This is a genomic window from Paenibacillus sp. BAC0078 (assembly GCF_054483875.1).
Genome location: NZ_JBTLRW010000005.1, coordinates 280365 through 304606, shown reverse-complemented (window position 1 = coordinate 304606; position 24242 = coordinate 280365). Strand labels below are relative to the sequence as shown.

Below are 24242 nucleotides of genomic sequence, written 5' to 3'. Positions count from 1 at the left end.
CTAGCAAATAGGAAACACTAGTATTGTAGATTTGAAGGGGGAATAAGAATGGGAGCTTGTCGTATATCGATGGTAAGGATGGACACAGTGGGAAAGCATTTTCCAAAGAAGAGAGAAACGTTGTCTGAATATGCAGCATTAGAAAATGCCTATCTTGATGGAATGAGAGAAATACTGAGCGAGGTGGCTGCCAGAAGACATCTTGAAATATGGGGAATGCGATCTAACAATCCTCATATCAGGAAGGCTAACGAAGAGTCTTCTTATGCAATTGATCGCCTGCACAGTAGTTTAAACGAGACTCAACGTGAATTGTACGAACTCATGGAGGAGGCTATGAGCCTAGAACAGGGTCTCGAAGAAGAGGAAGCTTTTATAGTTGGATTTCTGGAGGGATACCGCTTTATAAAAGAGCTACAAAGATCGGGTGGAGGCCTGACTCTAGTTTAGATGTTGGAACCTGATATGCTATAATAATTGTAATTATTTAACCGGAGGTGTCCAAGATGCGATGGGATGAAGTTCAGGAGCGGTTTCCGAATGAATGGGTCGTTCTTGAGGCGACTAAGGCTTATTCTAAGGAAGGCCAGCGTTTTATTGAAGAAATGTCCGTGATCGACTCCTATGAGGATTCTACCAAAGCATTGAAGCGGTACAGTGAGTTGCACCAGGAAGATCCACACCGCGAGTATTGTTTTTTTCACACCTCCCGTCCTGAGGTTGTGGCACGTGAACGATATGTGGGAATTAGAGGACCGAGATGAGACTAACGGAAATTTATGGGCTTCCCTTCGTAAACATAACTGTTGTGTTTAGGGGGAGAGAGTTAAAGCTTGAGAAGGTGCTGCTTGACACAGGCTCTGCCAGCACGCTTTTGAATGCGGATATTGTGCAGGAGATTGGTATGGTTCCTGAAGGAAATGATATCGTTGATATGATACGGGGCGTAGGCGGTGTGGAGTATGTGTACACCAAGTACCTAGACTCGATTATAGTTGATGAAGCAATACTTAATGATTTTCAAGTGGAAATCGGGAATATGGAATATGGCATGGAAATCGACGGCATCCTTGGTTTTAACTTCTTGAAACAAGCGGAAGCTGTGATTGACACTGGAGAAATGCAATTGAAAACGAATGTTTGCTAAACGGCTATCTCGTACAATTCCAGCAGCAAACCCCGCCGAATTGTGGCTCTGCATGTCTCACCCCGCACCTCCATATGTAGTATAAGTGACAGACACCATTCGGTGTCTATTTTTGCTGGTTCGTACTCGAAGGGGGGCGAACCGTTTCGGCTCTAAGGATTCTGGTTTCTCTGTCTCCCCATACGACATATATAAGATGTTGAAAAAGTGCGTAACGATTAATATCCTAAACTATTCGGTTTTGCCTAATGACCAATATGATAACGTATTCCATGTTTTTCATTCACATCAATGTATCCACACCCTCCAGCCACCCTCCGTCTGTATGTAGTCCTCAGGATGAGTCTCGCGTCTTCGCTACTGAGCAGTAAGCACATGATTATGTCCGAAGCGAAAGTGTTGCCATTGTTGTAAAAAGACGTAAAATGAAATATGTACCAACTCATGGAGATCAGTAGAACAGTTTCGGCCGTTAACTTACTAACATGACGCTGGTGCGAATGTATAGCGCACATGAAATCCCCGGGTCCTTCGCACCAAAATCCTTACATTATTTGTATGATATCTAGAGGATTTTCATCCTTTTTTTGGTCGAAAATCGCTGTCGCTCCCTATGTGGGAGCGTGGATTGAAATAGTCTATTGGGTTGTATGATGAAACAGAAACCATAGTCGCTCCCTATGTGGGAGCGTGGATTGAAATGCACGATAGGAGGGGGTGGTCATGAGTAAATCATTGTCGCTCCCCATGAGGGAGCGTGGATTGAAACCGTCATGCGAAGTCCTATGTAGCATTGCATTGAAGTCGCTCCCTATACGGGAGCCTGGTTTGAAACCCCGGCGTCGGCGGTAGTCCCGTTGTGCCGCTGGTTCGCTTCTCCTGCGGGAGCGTGGATTGAACTCAGGGAGGCTGACGAAGCAATGACAGCAGAGGAGTCGCTCCTCGTGCGGAGCGCGGATTGAAATCAGGCGGCAACATCAGCCTGCAAACTTATCATCGACTCTCCCCCACACAAGCATGCATTGATTCCTTTATGCTATAATGTCAAGTGGAATGTTTTTTCCGCCCTCTATGTGCAGCATTTCCCCCCCCTTTTTATAGAGCATGGCTTGAAACACATCCAAGCTTAAACTACGAAGTATCAATTCCCCTCTGTATCATGGTAAAATATTGTGACTTGTGCAGTTACAGTCTACTCTATATTCAGCAGGTGACCGTTTTGAGATTACGAGATTTCATTGGCGCTTCGGCTACCTCGGCCTATCGGCAGGAGAAGTGGATCAAACGTTTTTTGCAGATATATTGGCTCGTGATTGCCTTTCATTTTATAGCGCAACTGGGCTCGTTTTTATTTCTCCCCTATGATAGGACGGCGCATGATTTTTATTTTAACGTCCTGCTGTATCCTACCCTGCTAATGGGGGCGGTTGTGGCCGTGGCCCAAGTGATGGATTATAGCGGCTCCAAGTATTCGATCCTCTCACTTTTTTTGGCGGGTACGATTATTGCCATGATGATTATCCATCTGAACATGGATATCCGTATTATTGGGGCGCTTATGCTGTTGCCGATTTTCGCGTCGGCGATTTTTTATAGGCTGGATTTAACCTGGTATACGTTTGCGCTGCAGGCGATAGCCTTTTTTGTGCTGTATCGGTGGGATTATTGGTTTAAGTTTTTTTTGAGCTCATTTGACCTGGTTGCCATTCCGATATTTCTTGTGATGGGCACATTGATCGCCAGCGTTATCATCATTAACGGGCGTGAGCTGGTAAGTGACCTGGAGACGACGCTGACGGCCAAGCAGGATTTACTGATTGAGAATGCCATCATACGCAAGCTGTCGACAACGGATGCTCTGACGGATCTCTATAATCATATTTCCTTCCACGAGTTCTACGACAAGGCATTGGAATATGGGGATCAAGGCGCTCCATTTCATCTGGCCCTGATTGATATTGATAACTTTAAAGTGATTAATGACAAATATGGACACCGGACAGGGGATATTATTCTGGCCAGGGTAGCCAAGGTAATACGGGAGATGATTTCACCAGCGGATATTGCTGCCCGTTATGGCGGCGAGGAATTTGCAATTCTGCTCTTTGAGAAAACCTTTGAAGAGGCGGCTGAGATGGCGGAAAAGATTCGCTTCCAGCTCTCGGATACCCCACACGAAGAAATGGCGGGCGGGGTGGTCACAGTCAGTATCGGGCTTGGGAGCTACGCCAAAGGGACAAGTAAAGAGAAGCTGTTCGAGGAAGTAGATGCCCTGCTCTATACCGCGAAACGCTCCGGCAAGAACAGATTGATGGCCCTGGTCCATCAGGTATAGCTGCACATAGTGCATCTAGGGTTTGAACGTTGTTCTATTCTTCTGTGGTGCTTCCTTTATCGCCTGCTTTTTTCCGTGCCCGAAAACGGCGGACCTTCATCAGATTGCCGCAGAGCTTATCGTCGCAGTAGCGCTTGGAGCGGTTGCGGGTGTCATCGTAATAGACCCAGAGGCAGTCCGGATTTTCGCATATGCGGAAGCGGGAAGTCTCTTTCTCAAGTACGGCAGCGGCAAAAGAGGACGTTATCTCCGCCATCACCTGCCCCCAATCGGCACGCTGCGGCAGGAGGGAAATTTCCGCTTTACCGTCACCATTCCAGACAATCTGCCTTATGGTCGGCCCTTGGCTCATATATACATTCAGTTGTTCCAGCAATGTTTTGTCCGGGGCATGTCCCTGTACCAGCTTCTGCACCTCATCCCACAACAAGCCGCGGAGCTGCTGCAATTGCTCCAGCTCCGCAGGCTCAGGCGGCAGTGCCGCCGGCAACGAATGCTGCTTCAGCCAGTCCGCAAGCCATTCTGGCTCCTCCAGCTTGTCCCGGTCTTTACTGCGGTCGCCAGTCCGCCAATCCCTCCAGTAGCTGTTAATGAAATCATCCCACAGCATGTTCTATTCCTCCGTTCATTCGGTAACCCTTCTTTCGATTGTAACAGTTAAACATTGTTTTTGCTAGTTACTTGAACCGTACCAGTAATTGTGCTACATTTTCAGTGTAACTATTATTGGTAATATTAAGTCGTTACCGAATTTGAAATTGTTTTTTGGCGAATTGAAATCAATTTGAAACTGTTGTTACCAAACTCACAGGAGGTACAATATGCAAAATAAGATCAGTGAAGTTTTGCTGCAAAACTGGGATTATGCTATGGATATCGAGGATTGGTCGCCGCCGCTTAGCGCAGCGCTGGAAGGTGTGAGCAGCGATCAGGCGAGCTGGAAGCCGGAGGGTGTGGCTGGAAATACCATTTGGGAGACGGTCAACCATTTGACCTATTACAAGGAACGTCTGCTGAACAAGCTCAGAGGACTGCCGCAGTTGCCTCCCCCTGAGAGCAATGATGCTACTTTTACAGTTGCGGCGAGTGGTGAGGAAGCGTGGGGGCAGGCGGTAGCCAAGCTGAAGAGCGTTCACGCTTCATTGCGCGAGGTCATTGAGGCGCTGGAGGAAGGTGCTTATGACTGGGGCGGCTCGGGGCATGCTCCGGGTGAAGAAGTGATGAGCCTCATCCTGCATGATGCCTACCATACCGGCCAAATTGTGCTGGTTCGAAAGCTGCAAGGGTCCTGGCCGACGAACCGGAGCTTTTGACTAAAATCACGGCGAGCTTCACGGTCAGCGAACGTAATAGCCCTGTCTCCGCATCTCCGGGGCAGCAGCCGCCCAAACAAAACCCATCCCAGCTTCATCAAGCGGGATGGGTTTTGTTATACAGATACCTATACTTCCCGCTTAATGGAGTCACGGGATTCGGACGAATTGCGGTAAAAGAACCAGCATTCATTAAGCAGCTTGATCTGACGACGGTCCTTCTTGTAATAAGCCTTCATGAGCTGATGGCAGAGCCACTGCGGCAAGGGTATCCCTCCTCTGGCATGCTAACGTAAGATAGCATATGGGAGAAGTCGCCCAAAGGTGCGGCGGCAGCGCTTTATTTGAAGTAGAAGGTCTCCGCTTCGGTATCCCGATGGAGAGGCCTACAGCACGCTTTCTTCTTCCTCTTCGTACCACTGCTCAAGCTGGGCCTGCAGCGCGCGGATTTCCGTCAGCAGCGAGATGAGAGGGTAGCTGTTCTCCTGAATGGAGGCAAAAGCTCCCTCCAGCCGGTTGATATAAGCCAGCCCGGACTCCAGCGAGTGTTCCTCGCGCAGCAGCTCTAGCGAGTCGCATTCCGCAATAGCCAGCGGCAGGTCCGGCACATTATCCGCCGTCAGCTTGTCGATCTCTTTATTGAGGCGCAGATTGAGTGCGCTTAGCTGATAAGCGTATTCCTCCGGCATTTCCACGAATTGCAGTTCCTGATGCTGCTGCAAAATTACATACCGCATTTTCGGCATAAGTCATTCTCCCTCCGTACTTGTCTTCCTTCTTGACAGTGTAGCCTATGGGCAAGTTACAATTCAAGTAGATATATGAATTCCTGTGGAGAGGACTTGTGAGATTAGCGATGATAAGTATGAGCAATGAAGAGCTGCAGCAGTGGATCGAGCAGGTGTCGCAGATCAGCTTCGGCGTGCCGTTCCGGCACAAAGCCAGCTTTAACAGCAGACTGAGCACAACGGGCGGGCGATATTTTACCAAAAGCCATAACATAGAGATCAATCCAATGCAGCTAGAGATGTTCGGGCGCGAAGAAACCGAGCGGATCATTAAGCATGAGCTGTGTCATTACCATCTGCATCTGGCGAAGAGAGGATATATGCACCGGGATGCTGATTTTAAAAAACTGTTGGCTATGGTCGGCGGCAGCCGCTTTTGCCAGACCTTGCCCGGAGCGAAGGCCCGCAAGCCGCAGCCTTACCGGTACAAGCTCGTCTGCACCGCCTGTGCAACCGAATATCCGCGCAAGCGCAAAGCCGATCCGAAACGCTACCGCTGCGGCAACTGTGCCGGCAAGCTCAAGCTGGTCCCGCTGGAAGAGGGAAAAGGCAAGGCTACTTAATTACAAGACCGAGAAGTCCGGCGAAGGAAGCAGCCTGTTCAGCAGAGATTATGCAGCCTGCAAGATCCTGGGTATCGACATGCAGACCGGTGAACTGGCAATCGCTCAGGTCGATTTCTTTTAACTTGCAGCCCGCAAGTGTAGCCTGGTCGATATCGCATTCCGAGAATTCTACGTTGTTCAAGCTGGCCTGATAATAATCGCTGCTGACAAGCCGGCAGTTCGCAAAAGCCGTCCCTTTAAATGTGCCGAAGCGGAAGCTGGCGAAATCCCCGATAGAGTCCACAATCCTGACATTCTGAAACCGCCCCCTGCTGAAGTCCGTCCCAGTCAATTTACAGTTCCGAAACTCCGTCCGATGCACAAAAGCTCCGCTGAAATTCACGTTCGACAGATCGCAATTTTCAAAAATCACATCCGTAAGCTCAATAGATTCCAGGCTGGATTCCGTAATCGTCACATTCCTGAAAATCACCTTATCGAAGGAGACTCTGACGGCTTCCTGATATTCGATGAGACTGTCGCTGATGATGCAGCGGCTGAACTCCTCTTTGGATTGCAGGGCGTGCACTTGCTGCGGGAGGAGAGCGGCAGGCTCGGGGATTTTGGGCAGATCAATTTTATTCTTCATATATGTAGACCTCCGTGTGATAAATTTTTTGCCAGGATTATTTCAGTTGTCCCATTCCGAGATTGACCCGATAATTGCCATACTCCAGCAGTTGGTCCAGAAAAGCATTCAGCTCCTCCTGATCTCTCAAGCGCACGCGCATCCAGTAACAGCCTTCTCCGCTGACACGATGCAGCTCGGCCACACCGCTGTGATCCTGCGCAAACTTTTGAAATAGGGGATGGGCCGCATTTGAACTCAAAAACACTGTGATAAACGCATGAATATCCAGCCCGACCTTCTGGGGACTCCAGCGCACAGTGTAGCCTTCAATAATCTCCAGTTCCCGCATTCTGCGGATTCGTACGCCTACAGCCTGACCTGTCATGTGTACAAGCTCTCCGATTTCCTTGTGGCTCCGCGTCGAGTCTTCTATAAGATACTGCAGGATGCGGTAATCTGTATCGTCTATTAAGTAAGGAGTCATCTTCATAAAATCCTTTCCGGGTGAAAGTAGAACAGGCGAATCTCTTTCGCCGCACAATGTATTCTTGAGCGAGTGGTGTCTATAATTGATTGTAGCAGAAGACAGCAAGAAGAAAGAGGTGTTTATGATGAAAATTCAACTCATCCGCAATGCAGCCCTGTGGCTGGAATACGGCGGCGTTACTTTCCTGATCGACCCCATGCTTAGCGAAAAAGAGGCTAACCCGCCGATTGCGAATACGGAGAATCAACGTAGAAATCCGCTTGTAGCTTTGCCGGGACCGGCTGAGCAGTGGCTTGCACCGGATGCGGTTCTGGTTACACATCTTCACCCGGATCATTGGGATCAGGCGGCAGTGTCGCTTTTGTCCCATGAGCTTCCCGTGTTATGCCAGGATGGAGACGAAGAGACTATCGCGGCGCAGGGTTTTAAGCATATTTCTGTGATTGACGACAGCGAGGAGCTGCAGTTTCAGGGAGTGACCCTGAAGCGGACTGGCGGCCAGCATGGAACGGGAGAGATCGGGAAGCTTATGGGCAAGGTGTCCGGTTTTGTTTTCCGGGCTGAAGGAGAGCCAACCTTGTATCTGGCAGGAGACACGATTTGGTGTGAGGAAGTCAAGCAGGCCCTGGATGAGCATAATCCAGAAATAGTCGTAGTCAATGCCGGTGGAGCACAGTTCTTAACCGGGGGACATATTACGATGAACGAGCAGGATGTTGTGGAGCTGTGCCGCTATATCCCGTCAGCTTCCGTTATTGCGGTACACATGGAGGCCATCAATCACTGTCTCGTCACCCGTGGGGAGCTTAAGGAGCGGTTGGAGCAAGAAGGGTTATTGGAGCGTGTCGCGATTCCGCTGGATGGGGAATGGTGTTAGGGATATACTGAAAACGATATCAAATTTATTTTTTCAGGCTTGACTAGACCAGAAAATCATGATAAATTATTTCTTGTTCACGTAATGTTCCCTGATAGCTCAGTTGGTAGAGCACTCGACTGTTAATCGAGTTGTCACAGGTTCGAGTCCTGTTCGGGGAGCCATTTTTTTTGGAGAGATACCCAAGTGGCTATAAGGGGACCCTCTGCTAAGGGGTTAGACTGCGTAAGTGGTGCGAGGGTTCGAATCCCTCTCTCTCCGTTGGAATACTTCCCTGTTGGCGATGAGAACCCTCAGTGGTTCGTTGGAGCATAAGCTTCGATAGCAATACATCGCAATCTCTCACGAAGTGAGAGTATCCCTATCTCTCTCCGTTGATAAACTTCCCTGTTGGGGATGAGAACAATTAACTAATTAATACAAGAAGAGCTTCCAGACGGAGCTCTTTTTTTGTTGTTCAGAAAATTATGATTTTCTTTCGTTGTAGGTAGATGGAGTCGTCCGCAAGGCGACAGTGTTGGGAACAACGGCAGAAATACCGTTGTTGGAGCCGAAGTGGCGGGTTAGAGTAGGAACAACGGCAGAAATGCCGTTGTTGAAACGCAAAGCCGGATCGGTTAATTATTCTCCACTATTCTTCGCAATTGTAATCCAGCCCCAGACCGTTCATTACATAGGGACGAACAATGTCTACTAGTAAGTCAGTTCGATTATTTTTCCCGACGGTTACTGAGTAATGGGTAGCGCCATAGATCGCCGAGCTTGTCATGGCCGAAATGATCTCTGTATGATGGCGGTCTGCCATGTGGTAGTTACTCCCATTCGATAATATGCTTTCTATTGTCTGCTGCAGCATTTTCTTTATTTTTTCATCCACAATCGTAGCAATCGATTTGGAATCCATTCTGCATATCTGATAAAAATCTACGATGTATTGGTGTGTGTGCAAGATCAGTTGGTCACATATTTCACCTGTAAACTCACGCGCATTCGTCACTTCTTCGGGAATCATCTCGCGAAAAGCCTGTTCTGTGAATTCTTCCAGTAAAGCATATTTATCTTCATAATGGGCATAAAAGGTGGCACGGTTAATGGTAGCTCCCTGTGCGATATCGTTTATGGTGATTGAATCAAATCCTTTGCTCTGCAACAAATCTCTGAATGCATCCCTTATTAACTGCCGTGTGCGCACAACCCTTGGATCTTGCTGATTTACCATATCCATCCCCTTCTTAAACATCAAATATCACAATGTGTTGCCTATGCAACTTTCCGCTTCATCTGCCGGTTGAAATCATAAGAATGCAGTACTATTATTTTAACCGACAGGCGTTGCTTAAGCAATTTGTGACTAATTTGTTGAAAGGAAGGATCATAATGAACAAGAAACAAAATAGACTCTTGATATTTGGCGCTGGTGTGATTGGCAGTGTATACGCGCTCCGATTTGCACAGTATGGGCTGGATGTCACCTTACTGGCGCGAGGAAAGAGACTAGATGCGCTGAAAAGGAACGGACTAAGATATAACGATAATGGAACGATAAAACAAATACCAATCAAGACGATAGAAAAGCTGGATAACGACGACATTTATGATTTCATCTTTGTCCCTGTACGATATGATCAGGCCGAGTCTGCCTTGAATGCCATCAAGAATAATCAGAGTAAAACTATTGTCACCTTGATTAACACCGTTGGATATGACATCTGGCTTGAAATCGTGGGCGACCGGTTACTCCCGGGATTCCCGGGTGCGGGTGGAGATATCAAAGAAGATGTTCTTTACGCTCAGTTTGGCTCTGAAAAACATCAAGGGACTATTTTTGGTGAAATAAATGGACTGAGGACCGGAAGAGTGAAGGAGCTTGCCGAAATATTTGAATCGGTGGATTTGCATTATGAAATACAGACAGACATTCAAGCATTCCATGTTTCGCATACTGCGTTGGCTATCGTAAACAAGCATTTCTATACGAATAACGGAATGGTGGATATAGAGACTGCAAGAAGCGAAAGCACTCTAAGCAAGATAGCCGCAGATATTAAACAAAACATTCACCTGGTAGAGCAAGCCGGAATTCCGGTAATCCCACCCGAAACGAAGGTAATGGGAGAATGGCCTGACAGCGATATTATTTCATGGTACCGCCAGATGCTGAGCAATGACTTTATAATTGATGTAAAGCTTGGGAACCATGCCGTCAGCCAAAAAGCAGAAATAATGTTATTGAACGAGGTGTTTCATAAAGAATTATCCTAACGGGGAATGTTAGTTCAACAAACAGTGGCAGTCTAGGGCTTGTTTCGGTCCAAGGCTGCTGCTGTTTCTAAATTAAGATGGTCTAATTATGAGCAAAGAGACAAATGTTATATGAATTACGGTAAAGTGAAGCATTATGATAAAAAAGGAAAAAACTGAAGAATGCATATACTTTTAAATCCTCTGATTTTCTCCAGATATCTTCGAATTACCCCTCGATGACGATTGTGGATTACACCAATATGCCGCGATTATGTAAGATTAAGTTACACAAATTCCGAATTTTATATTACGCTCCAAGTTTTTTGGTGACGGGATTGTGGGTATGTGTTAGTATAAATGACATAAAAATGAAATTGAATAAAAAGAATCCAAGGAAAAAGAAAGGGTATTATGGATATTTATAGGAAGAGGGGATGGCGTTGGAGTATTTCATTCAGCAATTAATTAACGGGATTTCCGTAGGCAGCATTTATGCTCTGATCGCCCTGGGGTACACGATGGTCTACGGCATTATCAAGCTGATTAATTTTGCGCATGGCGATGTATTTATGGTGGGTTCTTTTATCGGATTGTACAGCGCGGGTTATCTGGCAAACGCAGGTTTGCCCCCGGTGGTCGTCTTGCTGCTGTCACTTGTCATTTCGATGACGGTGAGCGCGCTGCTGGGCATCACGATTGAGAGGCTGGCCTACAAACCGCTCCGCAAGTCGACGCGTATTGCAGCATTGATTACCGCGATTGGCGTATCCTTTTTACTGGAGTATACCGGAGTGCTCCTTCTTGGGCCGCAGGCTAAAGGCTTCCCGGATATTATGGAGAAGAAGCAATACACCTTGTTCGGCTCATCCATTCAAGTGGAATCGAACCAAGTAATGATTCTTCTAACAACGATAATTCTTATGATTATCCTGCAATATATTGTCCATTACACCAAAACTGGCAAAGCGATGCGGGCGGTATCGTTCGATGTGGAGGCGGCTCGCCTGATGGGGATCAACGTGGATCGCACCATTTCGGCAACCTTTGCTATCGGTTCGGCACTTGCAGCAGCGGCAGGCGTGATTTTTGGCATGACTTATAACACGGTGGATCCTTTGATGGGCGTTATGCCAGGTCTTAAAGCTTTTGTAGCTGCGGTACTCGGCGGAATCGGAAGTATCCCGGGAGCGCTTGTAGGCGGATTGCTGCTTGGAACGGTAGAGACGGAAATTTCTTCACTCGGATTTTCCTCCTGGCGTGACGGTGTGGCTTTTGCCGTGCTGATCCTGATCCTTATCTTTAGACCATCCGGGCTGTTCGGCAAGAATGTCCGGGAGAAAGTATAGGAGGGGAGCGGCGTGAAAAAGCTGAACAAAAATTTCTGGGTCGGCATTATTGTTGCTCTCGCGTTCTATGCCATTGTACAAGTTCTGCTAACAACAGGAATTCTCAGTGATGTGAACAGATCCACACTGCTGTTGATCGGTGTCAACATCATGCTTGCGGTATCGCTCAACTTGATTACAGGGATCACCGGACAATTTTCCATCGGTCATGCAGGGTTTATGTCAGTGGGGGCGTATACCTCGGCTATCCTGACGCTGGATTACAATGTTCCATTCATTGCGGCGATTATTGCCAGCGGGCTAGTGGCAGCGGTGTTTGGGGTCTTGATCGGTATGCCTACACTGCGGCTCAATGGCGACTATCTGGCGATTGCCACCCTTGGGTTCGGTGAGATTATCCGCATCATTATGCTGAACACGGAATACGTAGGCGGGGCTTCCGGGCTTAGCGGCATTCCGGCCAAAACCACATGGACCCTGCTGTTCTTATTCACCTTGATTACGGTTGTAGTGATCAATAACTTTATCAGATCCACCCACGGCCGGGCCTGTATTGCGATACGTGAGAATGAAATTGCCGCTGAGGCGATGGGGATTAATACGACACGCTACAAAATTATCGCTTTTACCATCGGCGCTTTGTTCGCCGGTATTGCGGGCGGATTGTCCGCGCATACGTTCTACGTGATTACTCCAGGGAGCTTTAACTTCCTGAAGTCCTTCGAAATCATCGTTATGGTTGTGCTCGGGGGGCTCGGCAGTACCGCCGGCTCCATCGTTGGCGCGGTATTCGTTACCCTGCTGTACACCTATCTGCGTGAAGTCCCGGAATGGCGGATGATTATTTATTCGATTGTGCTGATCCTGATGATGATCTTCCGTCCAAGCGGCCTGCTTGGCAGTACTAAATTTTCGCTGGGCAAGTTCGGTAAAAAGGAGGCAGAGTCAAATGACGCAATCAAAGGCAGCAGTACTTCTTGATGTTAAGGAGGCTAGCCGATCTTTTGGTGGACTTAAGGCGCTGTGTGAAGTGTCCCTTCATATTGACCGGGGTGAGCTGATTGGCCTGATCGGGCCTAACGGTGCCGGGAAAACAACGCTGTTCAATTTGCTGACAGGGGTATACCCGCCCTCTACAGGCAGCATCATCCTTAACAACGAATCCATCGGCGGTATGAAGCCCTATAAGATTAACCACAAGGGAGCCGCACGGACCTTTCAGAACATTCGGCTGTTCACATCAATGACCGTATTGGAAAATGTCAAAATTGCCTTTCACCAGCATGCCGGACACTCTCTGCTCACCTCCATGCTCCGGTTGCCGAAGCATTTCAAGGAAGAGGACGAAATTACGCGGAAGGCTATGGATATTCTGAAAATATTCAATCTTGCTGACCAGAGCGAAGAGGTTGCCAGCAATCTCAGCTATGGAAATCAGCGGCGTCTTGAAATCGCCCGGGCGCTTGCCGCCGGTCCCAGGCTGCTATTGCTTGATGAGCCGGCAGCAGGCATGAACCCGAATGAAACGCGTGATCTGATGAACCTGATCGCCTGGATTCGCAAGGAATTTGACCTTACCATTCTCCTGATTGAGCACGATATGTCGCTTGTGATGGGAGTATGCGACCGGATTTATGTGCTCGACCGCGGCATGCTGATTGCAGAGGGGACGCCTCTGGAGATTCGCAGTAATCCCAAGGTTATCGAAGCGTATTTGGGACAGGAGGCGTAAGGGCTATGCTGAAGGTACAAGGAATCAACGTTTATTATGGGGCTATTCATGCTCTGAAAGAGCTTAGCATTGAAGTCAAACAAGGAGAAATTGTGACGCTGATCGGTGCCAATGGTGCCGGCAAATCTACGCTGCTCAAGACACTTTCAGGGCTGCTTAAGCCGAAGATGGGCAGCATCGACTTTCTGGATAAATCAATCACCGGCCAAAGTGTTCAGGCCATCGTTAAGGAGGGCTTGATTCATTGTCCCGAAGGACGGCGCGTATTCGCTAATATGTCGGTAGAGGAGAATCTGGAGCTTGGCGCTTACTTGCAGGATTCCACAAGCCTCCCGGCTGATTTTGAAAAAGTCTACACGACCTTCCCGAAGCTTCTGGAGCGTAAAAAGCAGCAGGCCGGCACCTTATCCGGCGGCGAGCAGCAGATGCTGGCTATGGGGCGGGCACTTATGGGCCACCCTAAGCTGCTGCTTCTCGATGAACCATCCATGGGCCTGGCCCCGCTGCTGGTACAGGATATTTTCAACATCATCAAGGAAGTTAATGCTGCCGGCACGACAGTGCTGCTGGTTGAGCAAAATGCGCATCAGGCACTAAAAATCGCCCACCGCGCTTATGTGCTGGAAACCGGAAGAGTGGTGCTGGAAGGCGACGCCAAGGAATTGGCTGATTCGGAGGAAATCAAAATGGCATACCTCGGACATTAGTGCCGTAGCCTGCATGTAACATCACAGAAACAACATATATAAAATTTATTTATTCGGGAGGCTGGGAGAAACTATGAAGAAAATTGGGGCCATTATTTTGTCGACGGTACTGATAGCGGTATTAGCTTCGGGCTGTGGCAGCAACAACAAAGAGAGCAGCGGCAACTCTGCAAGTGGAGGCAATGCTGGCGGGGATACCATCAAAATCGGTGCTGACCTTGAGCTTACAGGCGGCCAGGCTTCTTTTGGCGACTCCGCATCAAAGGGCGCGAAGCTGGCGGTGCAGCAGATCAACGACGCAGGCGGTATACTCGGCAAGAAGCTGGAGCTTATTGTAGCCGATAATGCCTCGAAATCTGAGGAAGCCACACAGGTTGCCCAGAAGCTGATAACCAATGATAAGGTTGTGACGATCATCGGAGCCTCCACATCGACGAATACTTTGGGTATCGTTCCTGTAGCCACAGAAAAGAAAATTCCGCTCGTTTCAGTGGGAGCTACCAACCCTAAGGTTACGGTTGACGAACGTACCAGCAAAGTGAATGAATGGGTGTTCCGCGCGGCCTTCATTGATCCTTTCCAAGGGCAGGTTATGGCAAACTTTGCAACAGACTCCCTGAAAGCCAAAACAGCGGTAATCTACACCGATACTTCGAGTGACTATTCCAAAGGTCTGCAGAAGTTTTTTGAAGAAACCTTCAAGTCAAAAGGCGGAGAGGTGCTGAGCCAAGAGTCTTACCAGCAAAAGGATTCTGACTTCAAAGCCGTGCTGACACGGATCAAGGCCGCGAACCCGGATGTTATTTATCTGCCGGGCTATTATGAAGAGGTGGGTAAAATCCTGAAGCAGGCCCGTGAAATGGGCATCACTGCTCCGTTCCTGGGCGGCGATGGCTGGGATTCCCCGCAGCTTGCGGAAATAGCTGGTGCAGATGCGCTGAAGGACACTTACATGTCCAATCACTACTCGCCGGAGGATACTGCCACAGAAGTCAAATCTTTCGTTGACGCCTACAAAGCAGCCAATGGCGGCGCGGTGCCGGACGGCATGGCAGCTCTGGGCTATGATGCGCTGAAGCTGGTTGCCGATGCAATTTCCCGTGCGGGTGAGGCTGACCCTGCCAAGATCAAGGACGCTTTGGCAGCGACCAAGGATTTGCAGCTGGCTACCGGCAAAATTACGCTGAACGAGTCCCATGACCCGGTTAAAGCGGCTGTTGTTCTGAAATTCGTTGATGGAAAACAAACTTTCGAAACCAAGGTCAATCCTTAAGAGTTAAAATCCGAGGGTCCGGTTGGTCTATTGCGGAGGGTTTCTGCCCTCCGTATTTTCTTTGCTGCGCCTGAAAAAGACATCTCCCAAAAAAACATCTTGTCAAAATCCTCGGAGTTTGATATACTCATTTTTGTTGTGACAAGGACATACTTGTTAATATGGCTCGTTGGTCAAGGGGTTAAGACACCTCCCTTTCACGGAGGTAACATGGGTTCGAATCCCATACGAGTCACCATTTCTTCTTCGAGTTTTGGGATGAGAACCCAGAGGTTCGTTGGAGCATATGCGGTAGTGGTGGAATGGCAGACACGCTATCTTGAGGGGGTAGTGGGTGTATACCCGTGGAGGTTCGAGTCCTCTCTACCGCATATAGTAAGAACAGAGCAAAGTCCTTCGTGAGAAGGGCTTTTTTTGTATGTATTTTAGCAACTGGCGCAGGCGCATATTCTGCAAAAAAAAGATACTCTTCGCACTCGGCAATGGCCGCGCGTGAAGAGTATCTTTTGGCGTGTGGCGGCCCGAGATTAACCCAGCAGTTTGGCGATGTCCGCTTCAATCTGATCCGGGGTGGTTTGCGGGGCAAACCGCTTCAGCACACGGCCCTCCTGGTCCACCAGAAACTTGGTGAAATTCCATTTGACGCTTTTCGAGCCCAGGACGCCTGGTGCTTCTTTGGACAGATATTTGAACAGCGGATGCGCTTCGTTGCCTTTTACATCAATTTTTTCATACATCGGGAAGGTTACACCATAGTTGATTTCGCAGAATTCGGCGATGTCCTCACTGTCTCCAGGCTCCTGTCCGGCAAACTGGTTGCTCGGAAAGCCCAGCACTTCAAAACCGCGGTCCTTGAACTTATCGTACACTTCTTGAAGACCTTTATACTGAGGTGTAAATCCGCACTTGCTGGCTGTGTTCACGACGAGCAGCACTTTGCCTTTGTACTTGAAGAGCGTTTCTTCCTGGCCCCGCAGGGTATTCACTTCAAAATCATAAATACTCATGAGTAATACCTCCCGCACATATATTTATAACAATTTAATTGTACACTATTTATTTTAAGAATCAAGTCGCTAACCCATGAAAATTTGAACCCTGAGTAAGGCTATGGGGGCATGTTCCTGGGAATAATGTCTAAATAGAGACGCAGAAATAAGGAAGAATAATAAATAGCCGGCAGTAAAGCGTACTTTGGTTGACATCACCCCTAAAATTCTTTACTATGTCTAAGTATCTGTTAATGTCGCGTGTGCTATTAACTACCAAAAATTTAAATAATGGGTGATGAAGATGTCTTATAGACCGAATATTACGAATGTGACCAAAGCCAGCAGCAATGATAAGGAAGGATTGTACGAGTTCATTGTTAAGCTCGCTGACGGAACGGAGTGCCGCGCGTTCTACAATCGGTTTCCGGAATGGAAAATGACGAACATCAGCCGCCTGCTCAAGACGCCTTGTCCGGTTTGCCGCAAAGATTTTATCTGCAGATGTATGGAAGCCTTCACCGCTGATTTCGAAGGGCAAATGATCGGGAATGAATGGATTGACAAGGCGATTGCCGAATAATTACATGGACGGATTACGATGGCGCGGGAGCTTATCCCGCGTTTTTGTTTTTTTAAGAGGAGCGCTCAGGGATATACTATGATTATCAGAAAGGGGTGGGGACAGTGGAGGAAGAACGGATTACAGCTATAGAGGGCAAGTCCGTTGTGCTGATTGATGGGGTGTGTCATTTGTGCCAGGGGCTGGTCCGGTTCATTATTCCGCGTGATCCCAAGGGCAGATTCCTGTTCGCCCCTTTGCAGAGTGAGATTTCCCGTGAGCTGATGATTGATAATGGGCTTACGCCCGACGGGCTGAGTACGGTAGTGCTGCTGGAGAATGGAGTTTGTTATACGGAGTCTGCTGCAGTGCTGCGGATAGCCCGCAGGCTGCGATTTCCGTGGCCGGTTGCGTATGTATTCATGATTGTTCCCCGCCCGCTGCGTGATGCCATGTACAGGTTTGTAGCCAGGAACCGTTACCGCTGGTTTGGCCGTGATGAGCAGTGCCTGGTGCCGACACCGGAGATCCGGAGGAGGTTTTTATGAGTGCTTATGGGTAAAAACAAGCAGCAGACCCCGGTTTGGGGCCTGCTTGTTTTTTTGACGGGAAAAAGATCAGTTCGCCTTACTTGGTCAACGCTTCAACATTGAGGTTGTAGGTCTGCACCAGCTTCCACTTGCCGTCCGCCGATTTTTTCAGCGTGGTGACGGCTTTGACCCGGGAATCGTTGAACTGCGGTCCTTTTAGCTTTTTAACTGTAACTACGGTATATATTGCGGCTTCATTATCTGAATAACTAATGATTTTGGAGGACTCCACGGTTGTCTCTAAATCATAGGCCTGGAAGATCTGTTTATAGGTCTGCTTGGTTTGCTCGTAGGCTGCGGAAGTTTCGTCAATGGTGGACAGCATGCCGTCCATGTCTTCTTTGTTGGTATAATCCGTGTTGGCTTGCAGCGTGGCCTTGATTTGATCCTCATCCGCTTTTGGAACTGTAATATCCGCTTTCAGCATAGCATCCGGGAGGATATATTGGATTCCTTTGATTTGGATGCTGCTGATCAGCCAGCCGGAGTTATCTGCATTCCTGGTAAGAGAATATACATATTCCGATTTCGAATTCAACATGAAGGGGCCGCTGACTTTATCTGTCGTCTCAATCGTATGTACGGTCGCTTCCTTGGCCTGCACATCAATAATGTCCATCTGGACAATCGCTGTGGTAGTAGTGAAGGTATTCATCTGCTGCTTGAGCTGTGGACCTGCTGCGGCAAGCGGTGATTTCGGATCAATGAGGCTTATGAAGCCTTCGGAATTGCCCTTGTTGGAGTAGGTGACATATTTGTCGAAAAGCTCCGCAATCCCTTTGGTGTCCGCGCTGCTCTGATTGCTTTTGATTTCAACGGTATTTGCTGCCGCATTCCAGGTGACGCTGTTTCCTGTCGCTTCGCTGACAAAACGCAGAGGCACGTAGGTGACATTGTTGATCATTTTGGGAGCGGTTGCCAGTTGCTTAACGGTTCCGTTCACGCTCGCTTTTTTGCTGCCAATCTGCAGTGTGATCGTCAGGCCTTCCTTTGCTGCTGTAATGGTGCCTGTTTTGGCGTTCCACACCAGGTTCAGCCCCAGTTTCTCAAAAATGGGCCGCATAGGAATGAGGATGGAGTCGTGATCTTTAACCGGTGCATTGGTGGTCAGGTTCAGCTTCTGCTGATCAATCTGGACTGTGATGGGCCGCTCTGCAGCGGCTGCCGAAAGGCTGATGGCACCGGACAAGGTGAGTACGGCGAGAAAACCAGGTACTAGCTTCATGGTGAGATGTGCTCCTTTATTATGATCTTGGTCCAGGTAAATAATGGACGTATGAATTATACAGGGAAGTGACGGATATTGGAATATCCTGCGCGGGCTATAAAACGACAATTTTAAAAAAGCTATTGCTGTGCTCTTATATATATGCTACTATAGCTGTAAATTATAGGAATAGTAACGGAAGCACCGTTCAATGACCGTATCTCACGGTTATTGGCGGTGCTTTTTTGCGTTCTTTTATGCGGAAAGGAGAGGGGTTATATGGCGGCAAGGATCGTGCTCGCCGTGCGGGAGAGTCAATATATTGAGCCATTGCTGCATTACGTTCATCACAGCGAGTATGGAGGAATGCTGCGGATCACGGCGTTTAGCCGGCTGGATACCTTTGTGGAATTTATGAGGGGAGAGGAGGTTCCCGATGCTGTTGTAGGCGATCCTTCTTTTATCGAGGCTTGGCTCGTGGAAGGGAGAAGCACGGTTCCGTGGGCGGTTCTGAGCGAAGCCGGGGAGATTTCGGGCAAGCAGCACGGGAGTCTGGCAGGCGGTCAGGTTATTGCCAAATACCAGTCGCTGCCGTCACTGCTGGAGTCCATACTCCGGTTATGTGATGTGAAGCGAAGCAGGGCATCCTCCACTCCGAAGGAAGAGACGCTGCTTCTGGGTGTGGTCTCGGCCAGCGGAAGCAGCGGCAAAACCACGCTTGCGCTAAATTTGGCCAAACAGCTTGGCGGACTGGGTCTGTCGGTTTTTTATCTGAACCTGGAAAGTGTGGACAGCAGTGCATTGGTGCTGCGGATGCCGGCTGGAAATTCCCCAGGGCTGGAACGTCTGCTGTATGAACTGAAGGCAAGCGGAGGAGAGGAGGGTGAGGCCGCGCCGGACAGGCTTGCACTGGAAAGATATGCTGTGCGGCAGGACAGTCTTCGGAGTGATTCCTTCAGACCTGTAGCGAATTTCAAGGAAATGCTGCAGATGTCGCTTGCGGATACGCTGGATCTATTGGAGCGGCTGTCTGCAGCGGGACGATATGATGTCGTAATTGTAGATACCGGAAGCATTGAGGAGGAGCGGGCCCAGGCTGTTTTGCAGAGATGCGGCATTCTGCTGTGGGTGCTGAGGAATGATGAGGCCAGTCTGTATAAGACGGCTAGGTGGCTCGGACATTGCAGCAATCCGAATTCAGGCAAGCTGCAGGAGGTGCCGGACAAGAGCAGATTTGTTATGAATTTCGCAGCGGATTCAGCGTATGACAGGGCTATGCCTGTGGAAATCAGAATTGATGCCGTCCTACCTTACATCCCATCCTGGGCGCTGCCGCATCACGGGGAGCTTAGCCTGAATTCGCCGCAATTTGTGGCTGGGGTGCTGCAGATTTGCACGGAATTCGTTGAGCCGGCGCTGCCGCGTGTTTTTACCGGAAGCCTCTATGAATGAAGAGATGTTCAGAGAACTACGCAGCGATATCCGGTCAGGGCTTGATGTTACCTCCGCTGTGGGGAACCGCGAGCTTACGGCTCATATTGAGCGGACGATTCTAGAGCGCGACAGTCTGCGGTATTTGACCGCCCAGGAGAAGCATGAATTGGTCAAGAGGCTGTTCGATTCCTTCCGTGGACTGGATGTGCTGCAGCCGCTGGTGGATAATCCGGCGATTACCGAGATTATGATCAACAGTCATGATGAGATTTTTGTTGAGGAGGACGGACACATCCGCCGGTTGCCGCTGGCTTTTGAATCCAGAAGCAGGCTGGAGGATATTATCCAGTCCGTGGTCTCCGGTGTGAACCGTGTGGTGAACGACTCTTCGCCAATCGTGGATGCCCGGCTGAAGGATGGCTCTCGCGTCAATATCGTTCTGCCGCCGGTTTCACTGAAGGGTCCGGCGATGACCATCCGCAAATTTCCCGAAACGCCGATGACGATGAGTGAACTGATCCGCCGTGAGGCGTTAAGCGGGGAAGCGGCGGAGCTGCTGCAAATATTGGTGGCTGCCAAATACAACATTTTTATCAGCGGGGGCACCGGCTCGGGCAAGACAACCTTTCTGAACGCCTTGTCCCAGTTCATTCCGCCGCAGGAGCGTGTCATTACAGTAGAGGATTCCGCCGAGCTGCAGATTGTGACCGTGCCTAACCTCGTCTCGCTGGAGACGAGAAATGCCAATACGGAAGGCCGCGGCGAGATTACCATCCGGGACCTGATCCGCTCCTCGCTGCGTATGCGCCCCAACCGCATTGTGGTCGGGGAGGTCCGGGGAGCGGAATGCCTCGATATGCTGCAGGCGATGAACACAGGACATGATGGATCGCTTAGTACGGGCCACTCGAACAGTGCGCGGGATATGCTCAGCCGCCTGGAGACTATGGTGCTGAGTGCAGCCGATCTGCCTGTCGCGGTGGTCCGCCAGCAGATCGGTTCGGCGATAGATATTTTCGTGCATCTGTCGCGGCTGCGGGACCGTTCGCGGCGGGTGGTGGAAATCTGTGAGGTCATTGGTCTGCAGGACGGGGAGGTGGCGCTGAGCCCGCTGTATGAGTTCCGGGAAGCAGGGGAGAGAGGCGGGCGGGTGCAGGGAGGTCTTGTCGCTTGCGGGAATCCGCTTATGCATGACTACAAGCTGAGGATGGCTGGGGTTCACGACTATCCGTTGTCCCGGTTTAGTGCCGGAGTTCAGAAGAAGGAGGAGGGGGTGATCTGAATATTTTGAACAAGAAGGTGCAGCGTTCGCGGAAGGCTGGAAGAAAATTCTTTGCCCTCAAAGGCAGGCCGGAAGGCACTCAATCAGCGGAGGAGGCTGCCCGTGCTCGTGGAAGCCAGGTGCAATTGCCGGATTATACGGTGTACACGTTAACTTCGCTGCAAAGAATCCTGTCATTGCTGGCAGGAGGGGGGCTACTCTGGGGTATTGGGTTTCTTTTCTACCACAATGTTCTGCTGTCTCTGCTGCTGGTCCCGGGCGGGGCATATGCGCCGCGAATGCTGCGCGACTATCTGCTCCGCCGGCGGCGTGCCGCACTGAATCTGCAATTCAAGATGACGTTATTCTCACTCTCTTCTTCGCTGTCTGCAGGCCGTTCCGTCGAGAATGCTTTTCGTGAAGCGGTGCAGGACCTGCTCATGCTCGACCCGGAGGGCGGCAGCGATATGATCTCTGAGCTGAATATTATCTGCGCGCGCATGGAGTATGGCCAGCCGGTGGAAGAAGCGCTGCATGATTTCAGCAAACGGGCCGGCATGGACGATGTTGAACGGTTCGCCGACGTGTTCTCTGTCTGCAAGCGGACAGGAGGTGACCTGGTGGAGATCGTGCGCCGGACCTCAACGATCATCGGGGAGAAGCTGGATATTAAGCAGGATATCGCCGTCAGCATCGCCCAGAAGAAATTCGAAGCCAAGGCTTTGCTGGTATCGCCTCTTGTTATGGTGGCGTTTATGAGTCTGACAGCAGGGGATTATATGGAGCCTATGTATACCGGTGCAGGAATTGCAATCTCCACACTGGCACTTGGCAGCTTGTTTCTATGTTATCTCTGGACCTCCAAAATCATGGATATTCCGCTGTGAAGGGGGTGAAAAGATGATTTGGGTATGCGGCGCCATCATGTTGGCGCTCACACTCGGCTGGGCGTTCCTGCGCCTGAAATGTGGCAACCGCTATGCCGGGCTGCGCGGATTGAGGGTGGAAGGGCTGCGGCTTCGCAGGCTTGGAGAGCCTATTCTTTTGCTGATAGAGAAGGGGAAGCTCGGCAGTTATGTCCCTTCGGTGATGTTCAGGATTCAGCGCTCGCTGCAGCGGACCTATGGAAACCGCCACAGTGCAGAGCGGACGCTGCTCTTCATGGGCGAGATGTTCAGCTACAGCTGGCTGTTCCTGGTGGCTGGAAGCACACTCACCCTGTTCAGCGGGGAGAAGGCCGGGATTCTTCTGGGAGCAGTGCTGGCGGCAATCCTTCCGGTGGCGCTGGTCAGCGATTTGCATAAGAAGGTAAGGCTGCGGGAGCAGAATATTTTACTGGAGCTGCCGGAGCTGCTGAACAGCATTGTGCTGCTGGTGGGTGCGGGAGAGACGGTGCAGCGGGCGATTGTCCGCTGTGTGGACAGCCGGAAAGAAGACAGTTCACATCCGCTGCATAAGGAACTGCGAACCATGACCAGTGAATGGGAGAGCGGCTATTCGTTTCAGCAGGCGTTTGAGAATTTCAGCAAGCGCTGCGCGGTGCAGGAGGTGTCGCTGTTCACGACTACAGTGCTCCTCAATTACCGCAGAGGCGGGGCGGACTTTGTTTTGTCGCTGCGCGACCTTTCGCGGATGCTGTGGGAGAAGCGGAAGGCGATCAGCCGGACACGCGGGGAGCAGGCTTCTTCGAAGCTGGTTTTCCCGATGGTGGTTATCTTTTTAATTGTAATTGTGCTGGTGGGGACACCGGCGTTCATGATGCTAAAAATGTAGGAGGATGAAGCTGATGATGAGTTTAACGGTTGTGGAAGCTGCAAAGGGCTTTTGGAAGGATGAGGAAGGGCTGGGCACGCTGGAGATGATCCTGATTATTGCGGTGTTGATTGCGGTAGTGCTGGTATTCCGTGAGGAGATTGTGAAAGTGGTCAAATCCTTGATCAGCACGGCGGGAGACAAGAGTCAGGAAGTATTCGAGTGATTGCACTTCAAAAGGACGAAGGCAGCTTTACCATAGAAGCCTCTATGCTGCTGCCGATTATTATGTTCATCACTATGCTGCTGCTGTTCTTCTGTCTGTACAGCTATCAGAAGTCGATGCTGCTGCAGGTGGCTTCAGCCGCTACAGAACGCGCAGCCTTCAATTGGGATAATAGCAGCAAGGCGAAAGAGGGCTCTTTTGCCATCGGACAATATGATTCTCTGTACTGGCGAATTGGCGATGATGGCCTGTTATCTTCTTTGTTCGGTGTGGGGGCGGATAACGGTGCAGTTACAATAACACTTCCTGCCGCCGAAGGTGGAGGCGCATTAGCCGCGGTTAAGCTTCAGCGGTCCTCCGGGATGGTTCCGGCCAATATGCCGGGAGAGATGAAGTACGCCTACAGTCTCACCGGCCGAAAGGTAAGCGCAGAGCTGAAGCGGGTGCTGAATCTGCCCGTGCTGGATGGGCTGCTGGCTGACAAGGCTAGTCCTGAGGTGACTGCCCAGTCTGTGGTTGCTGAGCCAGTGGAATTTATTCGTACCGTAGACCTGATGCGCTATTATGGTGCCAAATTCAAGGGCGGCACGCAGAATGCCAAGTCAGGGACAGGCATGGAGAAGAAAAATGCTGCTATGATGATGACCAAACTGAAGTAAGCAAATGGTATTGCATGCGGCAGGCGGGAAGAGTCTCGGGAGGAAGAAATGCAGCAGGAAAGAGTGAGGAAAGGGCGTGGATAAGGTGTGAAGCTAGAGGGGGGCTTTGGCGAACGGATAAGGCGAAAGAAAAACGG

At 49.9% G+C, this 24242-nt stretch carries 29 protein-coding genes, 4 tRNA genes and 1 pseudogene; 26 read left to right on the top strand and 8 right to left on the bottom strand.

The window, feature by feature from the left end; translation table 11 throughout:
• Positions 1 to 48 precede the first annotated feature (48 nt).
• The 5 genes and pseudogenes from ACX1DY_RS12710 to ACX1DY_RS12690 all read left to right on the top strand — a co-directional run bounded on the left by ACX1DY_RS12710 (position 49) and on the right by ACX1DY_RS12690 (position 3482).
• Positions 49 to 450 carry a DUF6809 family protein gene (locus tag ACX1DY_RS12710; RefSeq protein ID WP_458964558.1) on the top strand — a complete coding sequence of 134 codons (402 nt, stop codon included), beginning with the start codon at positions 49 to 51 and terminating at the stop codon, positions 448 to 450.
• 56 nt (positions 451 to 506) lie between these two features.
• Positions 507 to 764 carry a hypothetical protein gene (locus tag ACX1DY_RS12705; protein ID WP_074110628.1) on the top strand — a complete coding sequence of 86 codons (258 nt, stop codon included), beginning with the start codon at positions 507 to 509 and terminating at the stop codon, positions 762 to 764.
• Positions 761 to 1147 carry a retropepsin-like aspartic protease gene (locus ACX1DY_RS12700; protein ID WP_458964557.1) on the top strand — a complete coding sequence of 129 codons (387 nt, stop codon included), beginning with the start codon at positions 761 to 763 and terminating at the stop codon, positions 1145 to 1147. The genes ACX1DY_RS12705 and ACX1DY_RS12700 overlap by 4 nt, the downstream gene beginning before the upstream one ends.
• A 190-nt stretch (positions 1148 to 1337) precedes the next feature.
• Positions 1338 to 1424: pseudogene (locus tag ACX1DY_RS12695) on the top strand (Rpn family recombination-promoting nuclease/putative transposase); the annotation flags it as partial.
• A 1014-nt stretch (positions 1425 to 2438) separates the two neighbouring features.
• A complete protein-coding gene (locus ACX1DY_RS12690) occupies positions 2439 to 3482 on the top strand; it encodes a GGDEF domain-containing protein (RefSeq protein ID WP_458964625.1) in 1044 nt (347 codons plus the stop codon).
• A gap of 34 nt (positions 3483 to 3516) precedes the next feature.
• Here the strand turns inward: ACX1DY_RS12690 and ACX1DY_RS12685 are convergent, their stop codons facing one another.
• The gene (locus ACX1DY_RS12685; protein WP_458964556.1) at positions 3517 to 4092 is read right to left on the bottom strand and encodes a CGNR zinc finger domain-containing protein; all 576 of its coding nucleotides are present in this window, start codon (positions 4090 to 4092) and stop codon (positions 3517 to 3519) included.
• 211 nt (positions 4093 to 4303) lie between these two features.
• Between ACX1DY_RS12685 and ACX1DY_RS12680 the strand changes: the two genes are divergently transcribed.
• A complete protein-coding gene (locus ACX1DY_RS12680) occupies positions 4304 to 4795 on the top strand; it encodes a DinB family protein (protein ID WP_458964555.1) in 492 nt (163 codons plus the stop codon).
• Between the two features lie 128 nt (positions 4796 to 4923).
• Here the strand turns inward: ACX1DY_RS12680 and cmpA are convergent, their stop codons facing one another.
• Positions 4924 to 5061: a cortex morphogenetic protein CmpA gene (gene cmpA, locus ACX1DY_RS12675; protein ID WP_458964554.1), complete on the bottom strand. Its 138-nt coding sequence runs from the start codon at positions 5059 to 5061 to the stop codon at positions 4924 to 4926.
• A gap of 120 nt (positions 5062 to 5181) precedes the next feature.
• Positions 5182 to 5541 (bottom strand): hydrolase/acyltransferase, encoded by a 360-nt coding sequence (locus tag ACX1DY_RS12670; protein WP_458964553.1) that lies wholly within the window; start codon positions 5539 to 5541, stop codon positions 5182 to 5184.
• A gap of 119 nt (positions 5542 to 5660) precedes the next feature.
• Here ACX1DY_RS12670 and ACX1DY_RS12665 point away from each other — a divergent pair, with 119 nt between their 5' ends.
• Entirely contained in the window at positions 5661 to 6146 is a 486-nt protein-coding gene (locus ACX1DY_RS12665) for a SprT family protein (RefSeq protein ID WP_458964624.1), read from the top strand.
• On the opposite strand, the gene ACX1DY_RS12660 is transcribed toward ACX1DY_RS12665, so the two are convergent.
• Entirely contained in the window at positions 6139 to 6777 is a 639-nt protein-coding gene (locus tag ACX1DY_RS12660; protein WP_458964552.1) for a pentapeptide repeat-containing protein, read from the bottom strand. The two genes, ACX1DY_RS12665 and ACX1DY_RS12660, sit on opposite strands and share 8 nt — an antisense overlap.
• Positions 6778 to 6814: 37 nt before the next feature.
• Positions 6815 to 7243, bottom strand: coding sequence for an Lrp/AsnC family transcriptional regulator (locus tag ACX1DY_RS12655; protein ID WP_458964551.1), 429 nt, complete (start codon positions 7241 to 7243; stop codon positions 6815 to 6817).
• Between the two features lie 127 nt (positions 7244 to 7370).
• On the opposite strand from ACX1DY_RS12655, the gene ACX1DY_RS12650 reads away from it, so the two are divergent.
• The 3 genes from ACX1DY_RS12650 (at position 7371) to ACX1DY_RS12640 (ending at position 8384) form a co-directional block, all read left to right on the top strand.
• Complete coding sequence (locus ACX1DY_RS12650; RefSeq protein WP_458964550.1) at positions 7371 to 8123, top strand: MBL fold metallo-hydrolase; 753 nt, start codon at positions 7371 to 7373, stop codon at positions 8121 to 8123.
• 88 nt (positions 8124 to 8211) lie between these two features.
• A tRNA-Asn gene (locus ACX1DY_RS12645) sits at positions 8212 to 8287 on the top strand.
• A gap of 8 nt (positions 8288 to 8295) precedes the next feature.
• Positions 8296 to 8384 (top strand) — tRNA-Ser (locus ACX1DY_RS12640).
• Positions 8385 to 8754: 370 nt separating this feature from the next.
• Here ACX1DY_RS12640 and ACX1DY_RS12635 read toward each other — a convergent pair.
• On the bottom strand, positions 8755 to 9342 hold the full coding sequence (locus ACX1DY_RS12635; RefSeq protein ID WP_458964549.1) for a TetR/AcrR family transcriptional regulator: 588 nt from the start codon (positions 9340 to 9342) through the stop codon (positions 8755 to 8757).
• 158 nt (positions 9343 to 9500) lie between these two features.
• On the opposite strand from ACX1DY_RS12635, the gene ACX1DY_RS12630 reads away from it, so the two are divergent.
• The 8 genes from ACX1DY_RS12630 to ACX1DY_RS12595 all read left to right on the top strand — a co-directional run bounded on the left by ACX1DY_RS12630 (position 9501) and on the right by ACX1DY_RS12595 (position 15796).
• Positions 9501 to 10385, top strand: coding sequence for a ketopantoate reductase family protein (locus ACX1DY_RS12630; RefSeq protein WP_458964548.1), 885 nt, complete (start codon positions 9501 to 9503; stop codon positions 10383 to 10385).
• Positions 10386 to 10801: 416 nt separating this feature from the next.
• The gene (locus ACX1DY_RS12625; RefSeq protein ID WP_458964547.1) at positions 10802 to 11713 is read left to right on the top strand and encodes a branched-chain amino acid ABC transporter permease; all 912 of its coding nucleotides are present in this window, start codon (positions 10802 to 10804) and stop codon (positions 11711 to 11713) included.
• 12 nt (positions 11714 to 11725) lie between these two features.
• Positions 11726 to 12694, top strand: a complete 969-nt coding sequence (locus ACX1DY_RS12620) for a branched-chain amino acid ABC transporter permease (RefSeq protein ID WP_458964546.1) — start codon at positions 11726 to 11728, stop codon at positions 12692 to 12694.
• Positions 12663 to 13445 carry an ABC transporter ATP-binding protein gene (locus tag ACX1DY_RS12615; protein ID WP_458964545.1) on the top strand — a complete coding sequence of 261 codons (783 nt, stop codon included), beginning with the start codon at positions 12663 to 12665 and terminating at the stop codon, positions 13443 to 13445. Before ACX1DY_RS12620 ends, ACX1DY_RS12615 begins: the two co-directional genes overlap by 32 nt.
• A 5-nt stretch (positions 13446 to 13450) precedes the next feature.
• Positions 13451 to 14152 (top strand): ABC transporter ATP-binding protein, encoded by a 702-nt coding sequence (locus tag ACX1DY_RS12610; RefSeq protein WP_458964544.1) that lies wholly within the window; start codon positions 13451 to 13453, stop codon positions 14150 to 14152.
• Positions 14153 to 14225: 73 nt separating this feature from the next.
• Positions 14226 to 15425: an ABC transporter substrate-binding protein gene (locus ACX1DY_RS12605; protein ID WP_458964543.1), complete on the top strand. Its 1200-nt coding sequence runs from the start codon at positions 14226 to 14228 to the stop codon at positions 15423 to 15425.
• A gap of 163 nt (positions 15426 to 15588) precedes the next feature.
• Positions 15589 to 15663, top strand: a tRNA-Glu gene (locus ACX1DY_RS12600).
• A 50-nt stretch (positions 15664 to 15713) separates the two neighbouring features.
• Positions 15714 to 15796 (top strand) — tRNA-Leu (locus ACX1DY_RS12595).
• Positions 15797 to 15952: 156 nt separating this feature from the next.
• Here the strand turns inward: ACX1DY_RS12595 and ACX1DY_RS12590 are convergent.
• The gene (locus ACX1DY_RS12590; protein ID WP_458964542.1) at positions 15953 to 16432 is read right to left on the bottom strand and encodes a glutathione peroxidase; all 480 of its coding nucleotides are present in this window, start codon (positions 16430 to 16432) and stop codon (positions 15953 to 15955) included.
• Positions 16433 to 16718: 286 nt separating this feature from the next.
• On the opposite strand from ACX1DY_RS12590, the gene ACX1DY_RS12585 reads away from it, so the two are divergent.
• The gene (locus ACX1DY_RS12585; RefSeq protein ID WP_458964541.1) at positions 16719 to 16997 is read left to right on the top strand and encodes a hypothetical protein; all 279 of its coding nucleotides are present in this window, start codon (positions 16719 to 16721) and stop codon (positions 16995 to 16997) included.
• Between the two features lie 104 nt (positions 16998 to 17101).
• The gene (locus tag ACX1DY_RS12580; protein ID WP_458964540.1) at positions 17102 to 17524 is read left to right on the top strand and encodes a thiol-disulfide oxidoreductase DCC family protein; all 423 of its coding nucleotides are present in this window, start codon (positions 17102 to 17104) and stop codon (positions 17522 to 17524) included.
• A gap of 79 nt (positions 17525 to 17603) precedes the next feature.
• Here ACX1DY_RS12580 and ACX1DY_RS12575 read toward each other — a convergent pair whose 3' ends face one another.
• Positions 17604 to 18791, bottom strand: a complete 1188-nt coding sequence (locus tag ACX1DY_RS12575; protein WP_458964539.1) for a stalk domain-containing protein — start codon at positions 18789 to 18791, stop codon at positions 17604 to 17606.
• Positions 18792 to 19052: 261 nt separating this feature from the next.
• Between ACX1DY_RS12575 and ACX1DY_RS12570 the strand changes: the two genes are divergently transcribed.
• Genes ACX1DY_RS12570 through ACX1DY_RS12545 form a run of 6 tightly spaced genes read left to right on the top strand, consistent with a single transcriptional unit; the run spans position 19053 to position 24105 of the window.
• The gene (locus tag ACX1DY_RS12570; protein WP_458964538.1) at positions 19053 to 20225 is read left to right on the top strand and encodes a hypothetical protein; all 1173 of its coding nucleotides are present in this window, start codon (positions 19053 to 19055) and stop codon (positions 20223 to 20225) included.
• Complete coding sequence (locus ACX1DY_RS12565) at positions 20218 to 21489, top strand: CpaF family protein (RefSeq protein ID WP_458964537.1); 1272 nt, start codon at positions 20218 to 20220, stop codon at positions 21487 to 21489. Before ACX1DY_RS12570 ends, ACX1DY_RS12565 begins: the two co-directional genes overlap by 8 nt.
• A gap of 5 nt (positions 21490 to 21494) precedes the next feature.
• On the top strand, positions 21495 to 22355 hold the full coding sequence (locus tag ACX1DY_RS12560; RefSeq protein WP_458964536.1) for a type II secretion system F family protein: 861 nt from the start codon (positions 21495 to 21497) through the stop codon (positions 22353 to 22355).
• Between the two features lie 13 nt (positions 22356 to 22368).
• The gene (locus tag ACX1DY_RS12555) at positions 22369 to 23241 is read left to right on the top strand and encodes a type II secretion system F family protein (protein ID WP_458964535.1); all 873 of its coding nucleotides are present in this window, start codon (positions 22369 to 22371) and stop codon (positions 23239 to 23241) included.
• Positions 23242 to 23254: 13 nt separating this feature from the next.
• Entirely contained in the window at positions 23255 to 23446 is a 192-nt protein-coding gene (locus tag ACX1DY_RS12550; RefSeq protein WP_458964534.1) for a Flp1 family type IVb pilin, read from the top strand.
• Positions 23443 to 24105: a TadE/TadG family type IV pilus assembly protein gene (locus ACX1DY_RS12545; protein ID WP_458964533.1), complete on the top strand. Its 663-nt coding sequence runs from the start codon at positions 23443 to 23445 to the stop codon at positions 24103 to 24105. The genes ACX1DY_RS12550 and ACX1DY_RS12545 overlap by 4 nt, the downstream gene beginning before the upstream one ends.
• Positions 24106 to 24242 lie beyond the last annotated feature (137 nt).

Coding starts and splice junctions, on each gene's coding strand:
- ACX1DY_RS12710 (WP_458964558.1), top strand. CDS start 49: ATGGGAGCTTGTCGTATATCGATGGTAAGGATGGACACAGTGGGAAAG.
- ACX1DY_RS12670 (WP_458964553.1), bottom strand. CDS start 5,541: ATGCCGAAAATGCGGTATGTAATTTTGCAGCAGCATCAGGAACTGCAA.
- ACX1DY_RS12660 (WP_458964552.1), bottom strand. CDS start 6,777: ATGAAGAATAAAATTGATCTGCCCAAAATCCCCGAGCCTGCCGCTCTC.
- ACX1DY_RS12650 (WP_458964550.1), top strand. CDS start 7,371: ATGAAAATTCAACTCATCCGCAATGCAGCCCTGTGGCTGGAATACGGC.
- ACX1DY_RS12700 (WP_458964557.1), top strand. CDS start 761: ATGAGACTAACGGAAATTTATGGGCTTCCCTTCGTAAACATAACTGTT.
- ACX1DY_RS12655 (WP_458964551.1), bottom strand. CDS start 7,243: ATGACTCCTTACTTAATAGACGATACAGATTACCGCATCCTGCAGTAT.
- ACX1DY_RS12570 (WP_458964538.1), top strand. CDS start 19,053: ATGGCGGCAAGGATCGTGCTCGCCGTGCGGGAGAGTCAATATATTGAG.
- ACX1DY_RS12605 (WP_458964543.1), top strand. CDS start 14,226: ATGAAGAAAATTGGGGCCATTATTTTGTCGACGGTACTGATAGCGGTA.
- ACX1DY_RS12610 (WP_458964544.1), top strand. CDS start 13,451: ATGCTGAAGGTACAAGGAATCAACGTTTATTATGGGGCTATTCATGCT.
- ACX1DY_RS12550 (WP_458964534.1), top strand. CDS start 23,255: ATGATGAGTTTAACGGTTGTGGAAGCTGCAAAGGGCTTTTGGAAGGAT.
- ACX1DY_RS12665 (WP_458964624.1), top strand. CDS start 5,661: ATGAGCAATGAAGAGCTGCAGCAGTGGATCGAGCAGGTGTCGCAGATC.
- ACX1DY_RS12590 (WP_458964542.1), bottom strand. CDS start 16,432: ATGAGTATTTATGATTTTGAAGTGAATACCCTGCGGGGCCAGGAAGAA.
- ACX1DY_RS12705 (WP_074110628.1), top strand. CDS start 507: ATGCGATGGGATGAAGTTCAGGAGCGGTTTCCGAATGAATGGGTCGTT.
- ACX1DY_RS12680 (WP_458964555.1), top strand. CDS start 4,304: ATGCAAAATAAGATCAGTGAAGTTTTGCTGCAAAACTGGGATTATGCT.
- ACX1DY_RS12555 (WP_458964535.1), top strand. CDS start 22,369: ATGATTTGGGTATGCGGCGCCATCATGTTGGCGCTCACACTCGGCTGG.
- ACX1DY_RS12575 (WP_458964539.1), bottom strand. CDS start 18,791: ATGAAGCTAGTACCTGGTTTTCTCGCCGTACTCACCTTGTCCGGTGCC.
- ACX1DY_RS12635 (WP_458964549.1), bottom strand. CDS start 9,342: ATGGTAAATCAGCAAGATCCAAGGGTTGTGCGCACACGGCAGTTAATA.
- ACX1DY_RS12685 (WP_458964556.1), bottom strand. CDS start 4,092: ATGCTGTGGGATGATTTCATTAACAGCTACTGGAGGGATTGGCGGACT.
- ACX1DY_RS12565 (WP_458964537.1), top strand. CDS start 20,218: ATGAATGAAGAGATGTTCAGAGAACTACGCAGCGATATCCGGTCAGGG.
- ACX1DY_RS12625 (WP_458964547.1), top strand. CDS start 10,802: ATGGCGTTGGAGTATTTCATTCAGCAATTAATTAACGGGATTTCCGTA.
- ACX1DY_RS12585 (WP_458964541.1), top strand. CDS start 16,719: ATGTCTTATAGACCGAATATTACGAATGTGACCAAAGCCAGCAGCAAT.
- ACX1DY_RS12615 (WP_458964545.1), top strand. CDS start 12,663: ATGACGCAATCAAAGGCAGCAGTACTTCTTGATGTTAAGGAGGCTAGC.
- ACX1DY_RS12630 (WP_458964548.1), top strand. CDS start 9,501: ATGAACAAGAAACAAAATAGACTCTTGATATTTGGCGCTGGTGTGATT.